This window comes from Bacillus sp. MYb56 (assembly GCF_002976445.1).
In the GTDB taxonomy this organism is placed as follows: domain Bacteria; phylum Bacillota; class Bacilli; order Bacillales; family Bacillaceae_G; genus Bacillus_A; species Bacillus_A mycoides.
Genome location: NZ_PCOH01000032.1, coordinates 34172 through 53025, shown reverse-complemented (window position 1 = coordinate 53025; position 18854 = coordinate 34172). Strand labels below are relative to the sequence as shown.

Below are 18854 nucleotides of genomic sequence, written 5' to 3'. Positions count from 1 at the left end.
GCATAAAAATTAAAAAATAAGCACATCTGTTTTTTTACAAGATGTGCTTATTTTTTATGTTAATAATTTAGTCCTATTTACAGTATTTTAATCTATTTGCTTATTTTTGAGTTGTTGTAATAATTCCAGGACAGCAAAACAGTCAGCAGCTGCTCGGTGTTTAATCGTTAATTCCGTTGCATCACTTAATGAAATCCATCTTTTTGAATCTACATAATCGGCGTACATTTCCATAATACATGTGGATTTAAAATTCTTAAATTCTACATTGTTAGCAATACAGGTGTTTTCTATCATGCCTAAATCAAATTCAGCGTTATAGATAAGTAGAGTTTTTCCTACGGTAACTTCACGTAACTCTTTATATATCGCTGTCCACGATGGTGCATCGTGTACCATTTCATTTGTAATACCGTGAATGGAGGCTGCTTCAGCTGGAATATTTATAGTTGGCTTAACTAAAGAGTCTAATAGGATTTTTCCTGCTAAATCAATTACACTTATCTCAATAATTTGATCTCTTAGAGTAAGTCCAGTTGTTTCGGTGTCTAAGATAACAAACTGATCTCTGTTTATAAACATTTTGTTGATAAATGTTTTGATTTTTAATTTTGTTTCCTTTAATTGATTCATAATTACTTGGTGTTCGTAACAGCTAGGGCAGAGACTTAGACGTAGTTTAGCTTTACTTTGAATGACATGGCCACACTGTTTACAAGTCCGTTGCTCTATACCTAGTTTTCTACCATTTGATAGTGCTAGTTTTTGCTTATCAGATAATTGCCTTTTTTTTTCTGATTTTGAGCGTTCATATAGTTCTATATATCTATTGTTTGATCTCTGATAAACCTTAGCCACAGGAGCCTCTAAGGGCTTTAAACCTTCTTTACTTAGTTTAGTTTTGCTTGCGAGTTCTAAGGGGACCTCACTCCAATTTTTATAACTTATCATTTATCTTCACCCCAATGGTTAAATTAGCTATTGAAATAAATATGTGGGAAATTTTTTGATTTATTATTAACCTTATCTAAATTCTAACCTAATTCTAATTTATGGTAAAATTAAATGGCGGATAGGAAAAAAAAGGGTAAATGGTAAGGGATTATTAGTATATCGGGGGAATAAAAATGTTAAACAATAATGTATTAGATGAACTATTTAATGAGGTAGCATATGAAGATGAGTCGTATTTTTATTATTTTTACACTATGAAAATGGCAGCAACATCAGAATATATTAAATTTGGTCCTGGTGCATTTTTAGAAAATCAACATCAAGTGATTTGCTTTACTAATAAGAGGATAATGATGCTTGAATTGAATCCGTTAACTGGTAAGTTTAATGGCAATAAGATAATAATTGATATTGAAGATGTAGAGGGTATTAAAGTAAAAAGAGGGCTAATAAAGTCTAAAGTTATTGTTACATTAAAAGGTAACAAAGGAGATATCGTTATGAATCCAAATAGTTTTACAATTGGATTATCAAATCATAAAAAAAACTTAGTGAGACTGCAAGAGATGTATAGTTAAAAACCAGTCTCTATAAAATTAAAAAATCCATTTCGATTAAGATCTTGATAAAAGACTTATTAGAATGGATTTTTTGTTTCTTTTATAGGAGGGGTCCTGCCGCATGCCCATCAACTTAAGAAAACAAATCAGCCCCAAAACGAAAAAATGAGCTTTTTTATTACAAATTAGCACAAAATCTCGTTCTGGGGTAGTTGTATTTTCTTAGCTTGATAGCGATGTGTTGCTACCCCACACCCATCAACTTAAGAAATATGACTATCCTCAAATGTAAAAAACGTTATTCTTTTTGTAAAAATATACAGAAAGGATGACGTTTTTTCTGGAGTGTGTGAAAAAGGATCGTTCCTTCTTCATGAAGTAGGATTTTTGCTTCATTTCGAAATGTTGATATTGTATTCAGTCCTTTCTATATATTATAATAATATTATATATTGGTGTTATTAGGAAATAAGATGAGGGATGTATTTGACTAAAAAGAAGGATTATACTCGTTTTTATTTTCTCTTTTCTAGTAAAACATCTATTATACATTTTAATTAACGGAGTGATAAACATGGGTAAAAAATCGAATTTCACCCCATCCATCTATTTAAGCAACTTTATTTATTTTTAAACGACTTTATTGTAAATTAAACAGCTTTATTATCACTGCACACCCAGAACGAAATTTTTATCTCTCTACAGTTATTTATGTGAATTCAGCTCATTTTTTTCGTTTAGGGGGATAATTAATTTTTTTACTTGATGGCGATGGGGTATAGCCGAGATACGTGTGAAAATAGGTCATAGACTTACTTTTATTTCCAATAAGTTTTGGAATCGGATTTTTTCTTTTTTGGCTTTGTTAAATTATATTGTTAGTAATTGAGATATAAAAATGACTTATCAATAGATAAGTCATTTTTTAATTGCCAGTTCGGCTATTTATTATTCCCAAGGACCTTTTGTCTTGAGTACCATCTACACAATATTTTCCTTTCGGGCCCTTTTTATTGCTTCTTCGCGGTTGTTGACGCTGAGCTTCGAGTAGAGAGTCGAGCAATAATTGCGGATCGTTCCCTCCGATAAAAATAATTTGGCGGCGATCGACTTATAACGCAGTCCACCTGACAGATGCTCCAGAATCTCCATTTCACGTTTCGTAAGCCCGTACGGGAAGTTTTCCTGACTTGAGCCGATCTTCTCCAATTGCTCGCGTTGACTTTTCATCTCTTCGAAAATTCGCGTAGCGACCGATTGATCGATCCAGATTCCTCCGTTATAAATTAGTTTCAAGGCTTCCTTCATCTCTCGCGGATGAATCGACTTCAGCATGTAGCCCTCCGCCCCGTGCTCCAATGCAGTTGCTGCCTGCAAGGAATCCTCAAACGTTGTCATGAACACAACCTTCATATCAGGCCATCGTTGTTTCATCTCAAGTAAAGTTTGAATCCCGCTCATTCCCTGCATACTAATATCCATTAGCACGATATCCGGTTGGGACCGCTCACAATGTTCTAATGCTTCGCCACCGTCCCTGGCTGTACCAACTACGTTAAAATCAGTATGCTGATCCAAAATTTGCTTCAAACTGTCGGTAATGATCACCTGATCGTTAACGAGCAGCAGGCGGATTGTATCATGTGCAGGCTCTGTCTGCAACGGAATATTACATATGACGAAAGTTCCTTGTTCTGGCTCCGAATGCACGGACACCGTGCCGTGAAATAGCTTAAGTCGTTCCTTCATCCCATTAAGTTCAAATCCAAATTGGATTTCTTCCATTCCGATGCCGTTATCTTCGATCTGTAACCTGAGCTGCTGACTCTCGAAATACAACTGAACGGATATCAAGCTCGCCGAACCGTGCCGAACCGCGTTGTTCAGAGACTCTTGAAGGCAACGATATAGACAAAAGTTTATTTTTTGCATTACGAGAGTCTCGCTGCCGATCACACGGAATTTGACCATTATACCTGTTGACTTCATAAAATCTTCGGTAAATTGCCGTAGAGATTCACTTAACGAATGGTTCAATGGAGTATGAGAGAGCTGATGCAGATGTTTTCGGATATCAACCAGACCGTGTTGGGCGATTCCGACAAGCGAATCGATCCTCTCTATCTGTGAATTCGGTACGGACGATCGCAGCGATTCGAAGCCGACGATGAGTGAGGTAAGCGTATGGCCAATCGTGTCATGCAGCTCATGTGACAGCCGGCTGCGCTCCTCCATCAGCGTAAGTTCCTCAATCCGCTCAATATGCTGCTCCAGCAATAGCTTTTGCTCATGAATAATTAGGGCTTGCTTATGGGACTGAATTAATATATTAAACGTGAAGCCGATGGCGAATCCAAAACCGTTGCTAACGATAAATTCATACGGGAGACGACCAGCGATCCAACCGTTCAATGCCGGCAATATGATTCCACAGAGGATACCTGTCCATACATAGGTTCTTCGATTGCTCGCCAAGCCGATATTCATCACAAGTAAAACGAAAGACCAAAGTAACTCCGGTGCTGTATAGGCTAAATAAAGATGAAACCCCCCCGCTGCCATGACGTCGACTGCAAGATACCAATCTGCATTTCTACACCAGGCGATTAATGGAACGAGATAAACGACGAAAGCAAAAGAAAATAAGACCCAAAAAGACGCATCGATTAATGACGGTTTGATAAAACTAGCGCTTATGATAATGACCATCCAAAGCGTTCGTATGGCCACAAATATCCAATCATACCAGAACCATTTTTTTATTATAGAGAACACGGATTATGCACACCTACTTGTATTTTTGAAAATTAATTCTGAATAAATCAAACCTATCATGCACCATAAACTTCTGATCCGTCAAGCGAAAGAGAGGGTAAACAGTTAGAATTTACTGTAACAAGCACGTCACATGAGATATTTGACAGTTTGTCATATGGTATATGTGACAAGTCCAATTCCGAGTGTCAACAAAAGTTTGGCGGTTTCATCACTATCCGATTTAACAATTTTGGGGATAAGGTGAGGATGTAAAGCAACACAACATTCCAAAATAATAGGAGCGATACGTTATGAAATTACTCAAGATTCAAAAAGGAGCTGTACTTGCATTAACAGCTATATCGGCGAGTACACTGGTATTTTCTGCTTATGGGTCTGTAAACCCGGTACAGACTGAAGGCGCGGTACAAGTGGAGACAGAGAAGGAAAAGAAAAGCAAGCATCGGGATGAAGTCAAACGCGTCATTGATGAGGTGGTAACCATCAAAGGAGTCCCAAGTGTCATAGCTGGCGGGTTACAGAACGGGAAACGCTGGTCTTACGCTACAGGTACAGCCAGTTATGAAGTACCACACCCGGTGGAGTCCAATTTTTCATTCCGTATTGGAAGTATTTCAAAGACTTTCACAGCGTCCGTTGTATTACAGTTGGCTGACGAGAAAAAATTGAATCTGGATGATTCGGTTGAAAAATGGCTGCCAGGTGTCATAAAAGGTGAAGGGTATGATGGCAACAAAATTACGATCCGTCAGTTATTGAATCATACAAGCGGGCTTGCTAGCTATACAGATTTGGATTTCCGAGATATTACTTTGCCTCAAAATCCATACCGTTACTATTCCGTCGATGAGCTTATCGACCTTGGACTTTCAAAGCCACCTGTATTTGCACCAGGGAAGGGCTGGAATTATTCCAATATGAATACTGTACTAGCCGGTCAAATTATTCAAAAGGTAACAGGAGAAACGTATGCGGAGCAGATCAGGAAACGGTTTATCATACCGCTTGGAATGAAAGGGACATTTGTGATGGGAAATAGTCACGAAATTCCGGGTAAGCATGCCACAGGATATAATATGGATAGATCGGGTCATTTGTATGATTTAACAGAAATGAATCAATCATGGGCAAATGCGGCGGGAGATATAGTCTCAACAGTTAATGATTTGACTACCTTCTTCAGTGCGTTGTTGGGCGGGAAGCTTCTGACTCAAGAGATGATGGACCAGATGCACACAACAGTAGATGGACCTTTTGGTAAAGTCGGACTAGGGATTTATGAATTTAAAACAGCGGACGGGCAATCTTACTGGGGGCATGCCGGAGGTACTTTCGGATATGAATCGAGAGCCGTCGGATCTCTAGACGGGAAGCATATTCTGGTAACGTGCATCAACTCGGTAGGTCCACAAGTAGCGCCAGCTCACGATAAAATAATCAATAAGGAATTTAGCCATTACGCAAGTCTAAACAGACAGTGAATTATATATGTTTGACCTGCTTGGAAAACGAAAACATACCGATCTATACATGGTTACGAGTGCCGGATCATATCTATCACTCCTCATGGGATTTATACACAAAAGGACCGTCAAGATGTTTTCCTAGCGGTTTTTCTTATGAGATGGATGTATATTGTATTCATAGAAGTTAACATAAAGTCCTATTATGGGTAGAAAGAAAAAGGCGGATCCCTACTCTCACAAGGGAACCTCCTTTTTTTGTTCTACGGATCTATGCATTTTTTTATACATTCCTATCCTGGCGCGGTTTTAGGGTTCTTGTTTGTTACTGGATTAGCCGAAAAACTGTATAAAACCTTGCATGCTCTTAGCATGGTTTTTTTCCGAAATGCTGGCGGTACCCCATCGCCATCAAGCTAAGGTTTTGAAGTACCCCCAAAACCAAAATTCACTTTCTCTACAGGTAGTTACTTTGAGAAGTCAGCTCATTTTTTTCGTTTTGGGGGCGTTTATTTTTCTTAAGTTGATGGGGATGGGTGGAACCCTTTCCTTGTTTAGGCCGGATATCCGCCTGTTGGCGGTGGCCAAGCGCTAAATAATCTGCGAATCAGCACAATTTCTCCTAAATGGTAGGAGTTGTGAGATGCAATATTGCGTAGCACACCGCCCGGGGTTTCACCAGGCCATTCCTCCAATGTTTTGTCCAATTGAACAGTTTGGGCAATCGTGCATGCCTGTTCAATCCCCTAAAGAAAATACTGAATAATCTGTTTCTACTTGAATAGGTTTTGCTTTTCCATACTAATCACGTCCTTTTTTAGAGTACTAGTATCAGTATGTCCAAGTTTCAGAGATTAGTTACATAAGTCATATAGTTTTTGCACCAGAACCATAAAAGTAAGTCTATGACCTATTTTTACACGTATCTCGGCTGTTCCCTATAAGAGGCCAAGTAAATAGAAGACAAAAAAGCGACCAATTTCAATTAGTTGCTTTTTTGTCTGTATTGTTCCACCAATCCCTATTCTTCAATTCGATTGGATCAGTGTAAAATATTCCTATTTTATCATCAGTATGTTTTGTTTCAACCTTCAAACGATAAATGCTAGGAGTTACAATCTGTCCAAATATCAAAATCTTTATAATTGTTAACTGAAAAATTTGAATGATATCATTTTTTTATTATTAGCCTAATAGAGATGTGGTGGTATTCCTATTAAATGATTTTCACAGCAGAACTGGATTTGAAATATATTTACCTGAAAAATCAGATAAATAATGATAAATAGAAAGAACATTTAATTATAGATATAGTTTTTCAGTGAGTGAAATATAATTTGTGTTATCAAATATTTACATAGGAGGCAATTATATGAATTAAAATCCCCGCTTAAGTTTTATTAAAAAATAAAATAATAGTTATTATTCTAGTTGTTATAGAAAGGACGAAGAGAATGTCAATAGTTCAGCGTTATACAACGACTACAAATGGTGCGATGACGTTTACAGGTAATACGCTAGGATTTGGTTCGAATAATCCTAGCTATAATGACATTGGAGCATTCATTACGTTGGATCTTACCCAACAAGTCCCAAGTTATCCAATAGGTAGTACATTGAATTGGAAATTGAATGCTTCTCAAGCAGTTCTGAAATTTCCTGTAGCTAGTGAAGTGCTGTATGCAGAGTTGATTTGGGGAGGTACCTCAAAATTTAATGCAGTGGATGTTACAGGAGATATTAACGTTCCCATTTCCTTAACTAACCCACAAGGTTCAATACAAACAATATCTCCTGATGCTACAACGGCCCAAGTAGTAGTGCATGAAAATCACACATTTTATATTCGTACAGCTGATGTTACTAAACTAATAAAGGCGAGTGGGGCAGGTTCTTATACTGTAAGTGGGGTACCAGCCACAATCCAACGGCCAAGTAAAAGTAATGCAGCAGGATGGACACTTGCTGTTATATATAAAAATCCTTCTTTACCTTCACGAAATATGAACTTATATGTTGGTGTGGCATCTGTTGAAAGAGGGAATGTAGTGGATCAAAAAATTAAAGGTTTTGGGACACCTGAATCCAAGCCGTTTCAGGCAAGAGCTTTATTGACTGCTATCGAAGGCGATAGTTTCATTTCTAAGGACCAATTTTTATTTGGTCCATCCCCAGGCCAATTACAAGCCATTTTTGGACCGAATAACTTAGTGGATAACTTTTTCGCTTCACAGATTAATGATGATGGTGGAAATTTAGATACTAGTGGGACAGCGGGAAATAGTAATGTAACCCCAGGGCAAAAACAGTCTACACAGCGCTATGGCTGGGATATTACGAATGTGGATATTTCAAACGCCATGGAAATCTCACAAACTGAAGCGATTGCTCGGTTCAAAACAGATATGGACGGATTCATCCTTTCTGGATTAGGGATTCAAATTGATGTGAATAGTCCGGAGCTCAAGATAGACAAACAAGTGGATAAAGATATAGCAATAGTCGGAGATGAGTTAACTTACACAATTTTAGTAGAAAATAGTGGACTAGTAGAAGCTCAGAATTCCATTTTTAAAGATATTCTTCCAGATGAGTTAGAATTTGTGCAGAACAGCTTAACTATCGATGGGCAAGCCAAACCCGGAGAAAATCCAGCTAAAGGAGTCAATATCGGATTTGTAAGCATAGAAGGGCCAGTCGAGATCATATTTAAAGTGAAAGTGATTGCAGTCCCTACAGATGGAAAGGTGACTAATACGGGTAAGCTGGATTACGAGTTCCAAAGTGCAGCGGGTTTACCTCTCACATCAGGATCTAGTAGCTCAAATGAAGTAAATACTATCATTAAGCATGTACAAGTCGATCTCGTGAAAAGTGAAGATCATTCGGTTTACGATAAAAAGGGAGATATTATCACCTACACGCTCGATATTACCAATAATGGAGATACTTCAGTAAATGCAATTTCTATTAAAGATGTCATACCTACAGGAACGGTACTCGTTCCAGGGAGTTTAAAAGTAAATGGTGCACCGGTGCTTGATGATTTAACAACAGGAATTCCTCTTGGTACATTAATTCCTGGCCAAACAGCTGTGATTACATTTCAAGTAGCGTTACAGAGTCCGTTGCCAGTGAAAGTAGATAACCAAGCAGAGGCAATTTATCAATTTCAGCTGAAACCAGGTAGCAATGTGCGTGAGGAAATAGTAACAAGTAACCTAATTACGGCGTGGTTGGAGACCGATTGTCAAAAAGCACAAAATCAGATTTTTGAATCAGTAGCACAACAAGAGCTCGGTTTGATGAAAATCCTTCAAGCAGAAAGTGTAAAGGTACAAGAAGCGGTAAAGGCATTTGAAGAAGAAAGAATCTCTGCCCAAGAACTTGCTAGGATTAATCAGAGTGTCGAAAAAGTAGTCCAAAAAGCTACACAGTTGGAGAAATTATTAAAAGATAAATTAGAAATTGCTAAGCAGATTTGTTGTTAGTAGATTAATGAGAAAGAAGCACAAGAATTTATAGCTTTATTTAGATTGAAAAGGGGGAAGAATATGCCATTTATTCATCGTTTCACCCAAACAACCAATGGTGCGATTACATTTACAGGAAATACATTAGGTTATGCAGATGGAAGTACAGATATCGGGGCTTTTTTGACAACAGATAGTTCTAAACAAGTGTCAGGCTATCCAGCTGGAAGTACAATGAACTGGCAAGAAAATTCCTCTTTGGCTATGCTGAGAATCCCTGCAGACAGTGAAATATTGTATGCCGAGTTGATCTGGGGTGGATCGACTAAAGATCAATATACTGATGTTCGTTCAGCTATCAATACTTCGATTACTTTTACCACCCCAGCTGCTACTGTATCCATCGCACCAGATGCCTTCACTGCACGAGAAGAGTCCGTCTTTGGCGGTCAAGTTTTCTATGTTCGCTCTGCGAATGTAACTGAATTTGTACAAAAAGGTGGAGCTGGAACTTATATAGTAGGTGGTATTCCCGGAACGGTAAGAGATTGTACTTTTTTTCTAGCTTCTACCAATACAGTGGGATGGACGTTGGCTGTCGCTTATAAACATCCATTACTTAAAATTCGAAATATGAATATTTATGTTGGGTCTCAAGTGATTTCTATGTCTAATCCTCCAGTGGATGAGTTGATTTATAATTTTAAAACCCCAGAAGGTGGGGATATCCAGGGACGTGTCATGCTTACGGCACTGGAAGGAAACTCTAATCTTCCTGGCGATCGCTTTGAATTTGGTCCCAATCGTTCGTCGCTTTCGGTGATATCTGGGCCGAATAATCCTGGAAATAATTTTTTTGCGTCGCAGATTAACGATGATCTAGGAAATTTAGATACTAGTGGAACTGCTGGAACGCTCAATAAGCCTCTTGGATCAGACGGATTTGGCGTACGATCGGGTTGGGATATCACGAATGTAGATATTTCTCACACGTTGCATCATAGTCAAACCGAGGCAATCGCCCGTATTGCGACGGCGCAAGATACCTATTTGGTGAGTGGATATGGAGTACAGATTGACGCCAATAGCCCAATCGTAAAAATGAATAAGTCGGGGGATAAAAAACAAGCTGTAGTAGGTGAAATAGTAACTTACACTTTGGAAGTAAAAAATGATGGCTATGTAGATGCGACTAATGTGATTCTTCAGGACTACTTAGATCCAGAACTTGAATATTTACCAGATAGTTTACGAATCAGAGGTGCGGCATGGCCAGGACAAGATATTGCTAAGGGTGTGAACATTGGTACTTTGGCTGTAGGAGAAACAGTCCTCATCACGTATCAAGCGAAAATCATGAAAGAGCCTGATGATAAAGTGGTGCATAATCAAGCATCGATGATCTTTGATTTTCAGAGTAGACCAGATTTACCTATATCGACAGCGACGAGTATTAGTAACAAACCTGGGATTGAAGTGATTGAGCCACCTACCTGTGAAGAAGGGAAAAATCAGATTATCCAAACGATTGCTGAGGCGGAACAAAGCATTGCTAGGATTATGCGGGCAGAAGCAGAAAAAATTGAAGTAGCTGCTCGTGCGTTTGGAGATAAGAAAATAGGAGTCCAAGATCTCATCGCTGTCAATGAAAGTGTGGAGGATATGTTAGACAGCCTAATCGTACTAGAATCAGTGCTTAAAGATAAACTCGCTGTTACCCAAGAAATTTGTGATTTTTGCTCATAACATCCATATATAATTTGATTCGATGATGGAAAGGGTGATGAAATATGTCTCAAAGTCGGGGGTATGTAAATATGAAAACTGAGGCGAATAGATTAATGGAGGATAGTCTGAAGATGGAAATAAATAAAAAAGTAAACAAAAATGAGGCAAAAGTAAAAGATATTTTGACTTATACCGTTCTTGTAACAAATATGGATCCGGTTGACGCACAAAACACTATCTTGAAAGATATCCTTCCAAAAGAGTTGAAGTTTGTTCCAGGTAGTGTCTTTGTGGATGGTGTGCCTCAACCTAGTGTGAATGTAAATAATGGGATTAAGCTAGGAATGGTAGGAACAGGAGAACTGATTGAAGTGACATTCCAAGCGAAAGTAATCAATATTCCTCCAGATGAGCTAGTGAAAAATAAAGCCACCTTAAATTATGAATTTGAAAGTGCTTCTGGATCGCCTATCAAAAAAGGAGAAGCAGCCAGTAATATAACAGAGACAAAAGTGATTGTGCGTCCTCCTACTAACTGTGAGAACAATCAAAGTACCATCGAATTTTCAATTAAACAGGAAGAGAAGGCCATTCAGGAGTTACTGGATGCAGAGGCAGAAAAAATAAAGACGGCAAATCAAGCCTTTAATAGTGGTAGGATTACAAAAAATGAACAGAATTTGATTATTCAGAGTGAAAATAGTGTTTCTCAAACATTATCTACATTGAAACAAGAACTACAGAACAAGAGAAATACGATTCAGGATTTATGTAGTGGTTGTAAGTAGAGAAGAAGAGGATGTCTTACTTTCCCTCAGATGCTTTTGAAAAATAGGGAATCTGATTCATCACTAATAAGGTATGAATTACAGAAAAGAAAGGGAGAGGCACATGTCTAATTTTCCGAAAGTGAGTATAGAAAAGGAAGTAGACAAAATTGATGCGGTGGTAGGAGATATTCTAACATATACGTTTACCATTTCCAATGATAGTCTAATTGATGTTACTAATTGTCATTTTAAGGATTTTCTATCAGAAGAGGTGCAGTTTGTCCCGAATAGTGTGGAAATTGACGGTGAATCAAAACCTGGTGAAGATCCAACGAAAACGATTGTACTTGATAGACTATCCATTGAAGGGCCTATCATCATTACATTTAAAGTTGAAGTGATTAAACCTCATTCTAGTGGAGTGATTAGGAATAAAGCTTACATGGGTTCTCAGTATTCAGGTGGTTATGTAGATGCGGTCAGTAACGAAGTACAAACCAATGTGCCAGCAGGACGAACAACCTGTGAATGGTCACGTGACTTAATCATTCATTCCATCGCACAAGAGGAAAAAGGTCTAGCCATGATTCTTTACATGGAAGGCGAAAAGATTCAAGCAGCAATTAATTCATTCCGAGGTGGCCGGATTAAAGTGACGGATTTGCTAGCAATTAACAAGAGTGCAAAGGAAGCAGTTCAGCAAATTGCTAATCTGGAAAAAGAGTTGAAGAAAAAGTTAGATCAAGTTAAAGACCTATGTTGTGGTTGTAAGTAGGGATAGGAATAGATAAATAGAGAAAGGGTGAGAATCATGGCGTTTATTCAGCGATATTCAACCACGACTAACGGAGCGGTTACTTTTACTGGCAACACACTGGGTCTAAGTAATACCAATATCAGTTATACAGATATTGGTGCATTTATCACATTAGATTTGTCTAAGCAGGTACCAGGATATCCTGCAGGTACCACACTGGATTGGAAAGAAAATGCTTCTGCTGCACAGCTTCGCTTACCAACGGGAAGCATAGTATTATATGCAGAGCTAATTTGGGGTGGATCAACAAAAACGAGTACCGAGGATGTGACGAGTGAAATAGATCGGACCATAACGTTAATCTCACCAAAAGGGAGCACCCTCATTACGCCAGATCCGACTACGAGTCAGCAAGTAGCTCAGGCGAACCAAATATTTTATGTTCGCTCTGCCAATGTTACTAGTTTTATAGATGCAGGTGGGGCTGGTAATTATACTGTCAGTGGTGTACCAGCGACAGTACAAAGATATAAAGGGAACAACGTGGGGGGATGGACTTTATCTGTGGTTTATAAAGATCCTACACTGCCTCTTCGAAATATGAACATTCATGTCGGAACTGCATCGATTGAGAAAACGGGATCAGTAAGCCAGAAAATTTCTGGCTTCTCTACGCCTGAACTTGGTGATGTCAAAGCAAGATTGTTGCTAACCGCAATGGAAGGAGATTCAAAGATTCCAGGAGATCAGTTACTTTTTGGAAAAGATGCCTCTTCTTTAAAGCCCATTTCAGGTCCCAATAATCCGATTGACAACTTCTTTGCTTCACAAATTAATGATGATGCAGGGAATCTGGATACGAGTGGTACCTATGGGAATGTAAATGTCATACCAGGAAGTGCCGGACCAGCAGTTCGTTATAATTGGGATATTACCAATGTGGACGCTTCTACAGCTATGGAGAATTCACAAACGGAGGCATTAGTTCAACTGACTTCGAAATCAGATGGTTATATAGTGACAGGTCTGGGTGTCCAAATTGATGTGAATAGTCCAGAAATCAAAATTAATAAAGAAGTAGATAAAGAAGCAGCTATCGTGGGTGAAATCCTTACTTACACTCTATTAATTGAAAACAGTGGAATGACCGAAGCACAAAAAACTATTTTAAAAGACACTCTTCCACCAGAATTAAAGTTTGTTGAAGGCAGCTTACAGATCGATGGCGTTCCTATACCTGGTGGAGATCCGACAAAAGGAGTAGACATTGGTTCCATATCTATCGAAGGCCCGACGGAAGTTACCTTTCAAGCCTTAGTATTAAAAGTGCCACCAGACAATAGAGCGGTGAATAAAGCTACTGTCGTGTATGATTTCCAAAGTGCCCCAGGCTTACCGGTCTCTTCAGGTACAGCAGATAGTAATGAAGCCATTACGGTCATTCGAAAAGTAGAGGTAGAGGTAGTGAAACGGCAAGACATGTCAGTTTATGTCAAGGCAGGTAACATTGTAACCTATACCATTGAAGTTGCTAATACAGGTGATACACAACTGACCGATGTCGTAATTGAGGATCAAATTCCAAATGGAACGAAGTTGGTTCCAGGCAGTATACAGATAGATGGGCGCCCTCTCTCAGGCAATATAGAAAGTGGCGTGAATATTGGTACGGTAGAGCCCGGGACGACGACAAGAGTCACCTTCCAAGTGTTGATTGATAACCCAGTGCCTAAGAAAGTGACAAACAAAGCAAAAGTTGATTATAAATATAAGCTTATTCCTGATGGACAAATTTATCGAAAAGTAGAAATGACGAATGAAGTGACAGCTATTCACGAAAGCAATTGTAAAGAAGCACAGAAGAAAATCGTGACAGGTATTGGAGAAGCTGAGTTAGCGGCTGCAGGAGTAATCGTAGCAGAAAAATTAAAAATACAAGATGCAATTCGGGCCTTCAACGAAGGGAAGCAGAGTGCAGAAGAATTACTCAATGAGAATGAACAGTTGACCCACAAACTAACAAAAATAATTTTAGACGAAAAATTGCAACAAGATACATTGCAAAAAGCAAAAATACTTTGTTGCGATGGTATTGACGGGATTGAAGGGATTGACTACAGTGGTGTCTATATCATCAAAAATAAAGGAAGTCAAAAAGTATTAGATATATCTAGCGCCTCAAAGGATAATGGTGTAAACGTCCAACAATGGGATTATAACGGCGGAGATCATCAAAAATGGGAACTAGAGAAGATGGCAGATGGGTATTATAAAATCAAAGCAGTTCATAGTGGGAAATTGCTTACTGTGTCCGGAGCTTCAAACAGTGATGGTGCGAATGTAGAACAATGGGAAGACATTGGTGGAGATAATCAAAAATGGAAAATCGAAAAAAATTCGGATGGAACGCTTAAATTGATAGCTAAGCATAGCGGCCAATTACTTGATCTGAAGAGTAGTATACAAAACAATGGTGCTAATATTCAACAATGGCCAGACAATGGTACAGATGCTCAATGTTGGGAATTGACAAAATTAAAATAATACTTTTTATAAAATAAAGTATGTGTTTCGATATAGTAGCACAAAGTAGAAGTATTTGCTTTTAATAAAAACGGTAGAATAAACTTTAAAAAGAAAAGACATGAGTCATTGATATTATCCCCTTAAGGTAGACAGTGTAAAAAGACCATGAACAAACATGGATGTTACACTTCTACTTGGAGGGGATTTTATTATGGCTAAAAAAGGGTCTACATTTCAAACTTATTCAAATGAATTAAAGATACAAGCTGTAGAAAGTTTTTTAAACGGTGAGGGTAGTCAATCAGCTATAGCGAAGAAATATGGACTTAAAAGTAGAACGCAATTAATAGAGTGGGTTAGGAAATATCAAGAAACAGGCGGTATTTCAGACTCACGGGGAAAAAGTAGTGGTAATAAGGGCCTCAAAAATCCCTTGAAAGGTCGTCCTCGTACGAAATTCGATAGTATGGAAGAAGAGTTGGAATACTACAAGGCACAGGTGGCGTACTTAAAAAAGCAGTATCCAAATCTGTAGGAGGTGTCCTTGCTCAAACGACGAAGTGCGAGATTATTGAAGAACTACGTTCTCGATACAATGTAATCTGGCTTGTCGTCATTGCTCAGTTAAATCGTTCTAGCTACTATAAATGGCGTTCAACACGTACGCAAAGAAAATTACGTTTTTCAAAGGATGATACACTGCGTGAACAAATTCAAGCGATTCACATAAAACACAAGGAATATGGCTATCCTCGTATGACAATTGCCTTACGAGAAGAGGGCTTTTTAGTGAATCACAAAAAAGTATGTAGACTTATGTAAGAGCTTCAAATTCAATCGATCATCCGTAAAAAGCGTCGCTTTTTTAAAGGGAAATCCTCAAAGATTTTCCCAAATGTAGTAGAACGCCAATTCCAAAATCGCAAACAAAATGAGGTATTTGTTACAGACATCACTTACTTGCCATTCAAAGATAATTTTCTCTATTTATCGGTCGTCCAAGACATTTACAATAATGAAATTGTTGCCTGGAAACTCTCACATCGCAATGATCTACAACTTGTTCTCGATACACTTGATTTAGCAACAAAAAAAAGAGATGTGTATGGAACCATCATCCACTCGAATCAAGGATTCCAATACACATCTCATGCTTATCATCGTACGCTTCAACAGCTAGGTGCCATCGGCAGCCACTCTCGCAAAGGAAACTGCCATGACAATGCTTGTATTAAATCATTCTTTTCTCATTTTAAATCTGAAATGTTTTATCTCAATTATTATCAAACAAAAGAAGAATTGATTCAAGCAATTGAAACATACATCTATCATTATAACTACAAACGATTCCAAAAACGACTCAATCATCGAGCTCCGATTGAATATCGAATCTCAATGGCTGCTTAGTCTTTTTTTTAAAGCTGTCTACTTGACGGGGATAAGACCAGGGATAGTCCTTCTTGGCACAATCTCGTTTGTCAGTCTTCTTGGTACTCTTCAGCTAAGTGAGATGGATATGATGAAATAGGAGGACCAATTTTAAAGTAGGATAAGCTAGTTTTTGAAATCGTTATACAGTTCTTTAATAGATACAGTTTTTGTAACATGTCTTTATCTATTGGGTGAAGCATGCGATCTGTCATAATGAAATAATTGTGATGATAGATAAATACTTTCCCTTCAGGTAGAATCGTGTAATTAGATAAATTCGGGTAAATAGGTGGTCCATCTGAAAATTCATCTAAACTACGTTGCGAAACTTTAATAATTTCTTGAGCTGAAAATTTAAACTTGCGAAATGCTGTAGTGTTAATAAATGGACGTTTTTGATTATTTTCTATATAAAATAATTCTCCTTTTTCATTTTTTACAACACGTAAATTTGGAATGGGTTCTGTAAGAGATATAGGTGGTCCTTCTGTATATTTGTAAATAAATGGTTCGGGGATTGGGACAATTTGATTTTGATTATATTTGAAGTAAGAAAGCATTTCTTTTGATAGGGACCTACGTTTATAATTATCAACTAAAAATACGTCACCTTGTGAATTTCTAAGCAATATACCATTTAAATCTTTAGATGGGAGGTTGGCATATAGATTTTGGAAGGAAAAAGGTGTTTTGAAAGTAATATCGAGCACTTTGTTAATAGGATAGAAAGGTTGGAATGTATTTAGACGTTTCCAAAACATTGCATCTCCGTTAAACCAATATAGAGAATTGGTCTCCCAATAATTACTGTATTTTTGATAAACCTTTAATAAAATTCTTCTTGTATGCATAACTGAACAGTGATCCACAACATTTGCAGCTGTATATAAAATTTCCGAGGCTTTTCTTACATATTCATGAGTAGGTTGCAGATTATAATCAACACATTTTACATGCTGAGAAGAATACACCACATCTATTTCAGGACTTTTTTGTAAGAAAGATAACATTTCAGCTAATCTATTTGGAACGTACATAGTATCATCGGTTAAATAGCAAATATAATCTCCGCATGTTAATGGAAGCGCCTCATTAATGAGCGTTGCATATCTTGTGGTTTTATATCTTTCATTACCTTGTATAAAACTATTCTTATAATAAATTCGAGGGTCATCTAAATACTTTTTTATGATATTTATAGTATCTGGATAAGAGTTATCATCCATAATAAAAAGTTCCCATTCTTTAAAAGTTTGCATCTGAACACTTTCAATAACTTGATTAATTAAAGAAGGTTTATTATAGCTAGTGAGGATAATTGAAATTAGGGGTTTCAAAGTTGTCACCTCTTGTGAGAATTTTGGATAGCTTAATATTTTCAGGTGGATATTAATTGAATCTTTGGATTTAGTTGTTTCTAACTATTGATATTTTCTTTTTTGTACTTAAATAGTTTATTACTTGTTCATAGATATGGTATAGACTATAGCGGATTATAAAAAAGATGCATGGGCAAATAAAATAGCTACTTTATCATTTTATTACATATATAAATCTTTTTTAAAATTATCGGAACGGTTCGTCCTTTCTCTTTATATAATAACGTAACTATTTTTTATTTAATGATAAGGAGGAGAGTAATATTTGCCTAAAATTACAGTTATTATGACGAGTTATAATAAGCCCACATTTGTAGAAAAATCGATATTAAGTGTATTAAACCAAACTTTCCAAGATTTTGAACTTTTTATTATGGATGATGATTCTAACGAACTGACTCAGAAAGTGATTCAACCATTCATAAACAAGAAAAATGTACACTTTTATAAAAGTAATGTAGGCCATATTTCTGAACGAACAAAAAAAGTCAGATATGCTGCTTTAATTAACGAGGCACTTAAACATGCAAAAGGGGAGTATATTACTTATATTACAGATGATAATCAATACGAAAAAGAGCGACTTAAAATGATGTCTAGTTATCTTGATGAGAATAAAGATGTTCAAATTATTTATTCTGCATCAAAAACGATTCATCTAGATGAGTCAGATTTACCTATCAAAACTGTTGAAAGGCCTGCAAAAAAAGTTACTAATAATGCACCATGCGCAATTGATCATTGTTCTATAATGCATAGAGCATCTGTTTTGCCGATTCTTGAAAAAAGGTGGAGTTCTTACTGGGATGAAGATCCTCAGTTTTATCGTATTGGAGATGCACGCTTTTTTTGGAGATTAAATCATTATTGGGATTTTCATCCTTTAGATGAAGTTTTAGATATCAATTATATAACTTCACATTCAATCCATGCGCAGTTATTTGCGGAAGAAAAAAATGAATTTGTACAATTATTACCACCACAAAGAACATGTAAAGAATTAAGAGAAGACTTAAGAAAAAAAAGAGGGTGAAA

10 protein-coding genes and 3 pseudogenes are annotated in these 18854 nt (G+C 37.3%); 9 read left to right on the top strand and 4 right to left on the bottom strand.

Translation table 11 applies throughout. The features are described from left to right. Positions 1-87: 87 nt before the first annotated feature. Complete coding sequence (locus CQ058_RS26140; protein WP_033733331.1) at positions 88-951, bottom strand: 3'-5' exonuclease; 864 nt, start codon at positions 949-951, stop codon at positions 88-90. A gap of 176 nt (positions 952-1127) precedes the next feature. Between CQ058_RS26140 and CQ058_RS26135 the strand changes: the two genes are divergently transcribed. Continuing rightward, positions 1128-1532, top strand: a complete 405-nt coding sequence (locus CQ058_RS26135) for a PH domain-containing protein (RefSeq protein WP_002193447.1) — start codon at positions 1128-1130, stop codon at positions 1530-1532. A gap of 963 nt (positions 1533-2495) precedes the next feature. Here the strand turns inward: CQ058_RS26135 and CQ058_RS26130 are convergent. Next, entirely contained in the window at positions 2496-4289 is a 1794-nt protein-coding gene (locus tag CQ058_RS26130; RefSeq protein ID WP_002193450.1) for a helix-turn-helix transcriptional regulator, read from the bottom strand. Between the two features lie 422 nt (positions 4290-4711). On the opposite strand from CQ058_RS26130, the pseudogene CQ058_RS26125 reads away from it, so the two are divergent. After that, a pseudogene (locus CQ058_RS26125) lies at positions 4712-5773 on the top strand (serine hydrolase domain-containing protein); the annotation flags it as partial. A 536-nt stretch (positions 5774-6309) separates the two neighbouring features. Here CQ058_RS26125 and CQ058_RS26115 read toward each other — a convergent pair. Next, positions 6310-6528: pseudogene (locus CQ058_RS26115) on the bottom strand (DinB family protein); the annotation flags it as partial. Between the two features lie 681 nt (positions 6529-7209). Between CQ058_RS26115 and CQ058_RS26110 the strand changes: the two are divergent. The 6 genes and pseudogenes from CQ058_RS26110 to CQ058_RS31575 all read left to right on the top strand — a co-directional run bounded on the left by CQ058_RS26110 (position 7210) and on the right by CQ058_RS31575 (position 16416). After that, positions 7210-9246, top strand: coding sequence for a DUF11 domain-containing protein (locus CQ058_RS26110; RefSeq protein ID WP_002193451.1), 2037 nt, complete (start codon positions 7210-7212; stop codon positions 9244-9246). A gap of 63 nt (positions 9247-9309) precedes the next feature. Further along, positions 9310-10974, top strand: a complete 1665-nt coding sequence (locus CQ058_RS26105) for an alpha-helical endospore appendage domain-containing protein (RefSeq protein WP_002193452.1) — start codon at positions 9310-9312, stop codon at positions 10972-10974. Positions 10975-11018: 44 nt separating this feature from the next. Beyond that, positions 11019-11744, top strand: coding sequence for a DUF11 domain-containing protein (locus tag CQ058_RS26100; RefSeq protein ID WP_002169677.1), 726 nt, complete (start codon positions 11019-11021; stop codon positions 11742-11744). 103 nt (positions 11745-11847) lie between these two features. Next, entirely contained in the window at positions 11848-12501 is a 654-nt protein-coding gene (locus tag CQ058_RS26095) for a DUF11 domain-containing protein (protein ID WP_002193454.1), read from the top strand. Positions 12502-12537: 36 nt separating this feature from the next. Further along, complete coding sequence (locus CQ058_RS26090; protein WP_002191436.1) at positions 12538-15027, top strand: RICIN domain-containing protein; 2490 nt, start codon at positions 12538-12540, stop codon at positions 15025-15027. A gap of 193 nt (positions 15028-15220) precedes the next feature. Next, a pseudogene (locus tag CQ058_RS31575) lies at positions 15221-16416 on the top strand (IS3 family transposase). A gap of 71 nt (positions 16417-16487) precedes the next feature. Here the strand turns inward: CQ058_RS31575 and CQ058_RS26075 are convergent. Further along, positions 16488-17777: a glycosyltransferase family 2 protein gene (locus CQ058_RS26075; protein ID WP_002193456.1), complete on the bottom strand. Its 1290-nt coding sequence runs from the start codon at positions 17775-17777 to the stop codon at positions 16488-16490. Positions 17778-18084: 307 nt separating this feature from the next. On the opposite strand from CQ058_RS26075, the gene CQ058_RS26070 reads away from it, so the two are divergent. Beyond that, positions 18085-18852 (top strand): glycosyltransferase family 2 protein, encoded by a 768-nt coding sequence (locus CQ058_RS26070; RefSeq protein WP_002193457.1) that lies wholly within the window; start codon positions 18085-18087, stop codon positions 18850-18852. Positions 18853-18854: the final 2 nt, after the last annotated feature.

Coding starts and splice junctions, on each gene's coding strand:
- CQ058_RS26140 (WP_033733331.1), bottom strand. CDS start 951: ATGATAAGTTATAAAAATTGGAGTGAGGTCCCCTTAGAACTCGCAAGC.
- CQ058_RS26135 (WP_002193447.1), top strand. CDS start 1,128: ATGTTAAACAATAATGTATTAGATGAACTATTTAATGAGGTAGCATAT.
- CQ058_RS26110 (WP_002193451.1), top strand. CDS start 7,210: ATGTCAATAGTTCAGCGTTATACAACGACTACAAATGGTGCGATGACG.
- CQ058_RS26105 (WP_002193452.1), top strand. CDS start 9,310: ATGCCATTTATTCATCGTTTCACCCAAACAACCAATGGTGCGATTACA.
- CQ058_RS26100 (WP_002169677.1), top strand. CDS start 11,019: ATGTCTCAAAGTCGGGGGTATGTAAATATGAAAACTGAGGCGAATAGA.
- CQ058_RS26095 (WP_002193454.1), top strand. CDS start 11,848: ATGTCTAATTTTCCGAAAGTGAGTATAGAAAAGGAAGTAGACAAAATT.
- CQ058_RS26090 (WP_002191436.1), top strand. CDS start 12,538: ATGGCGTTTATTCAGCGATATTCAACCACGACTAACGGAGCGGTTACT.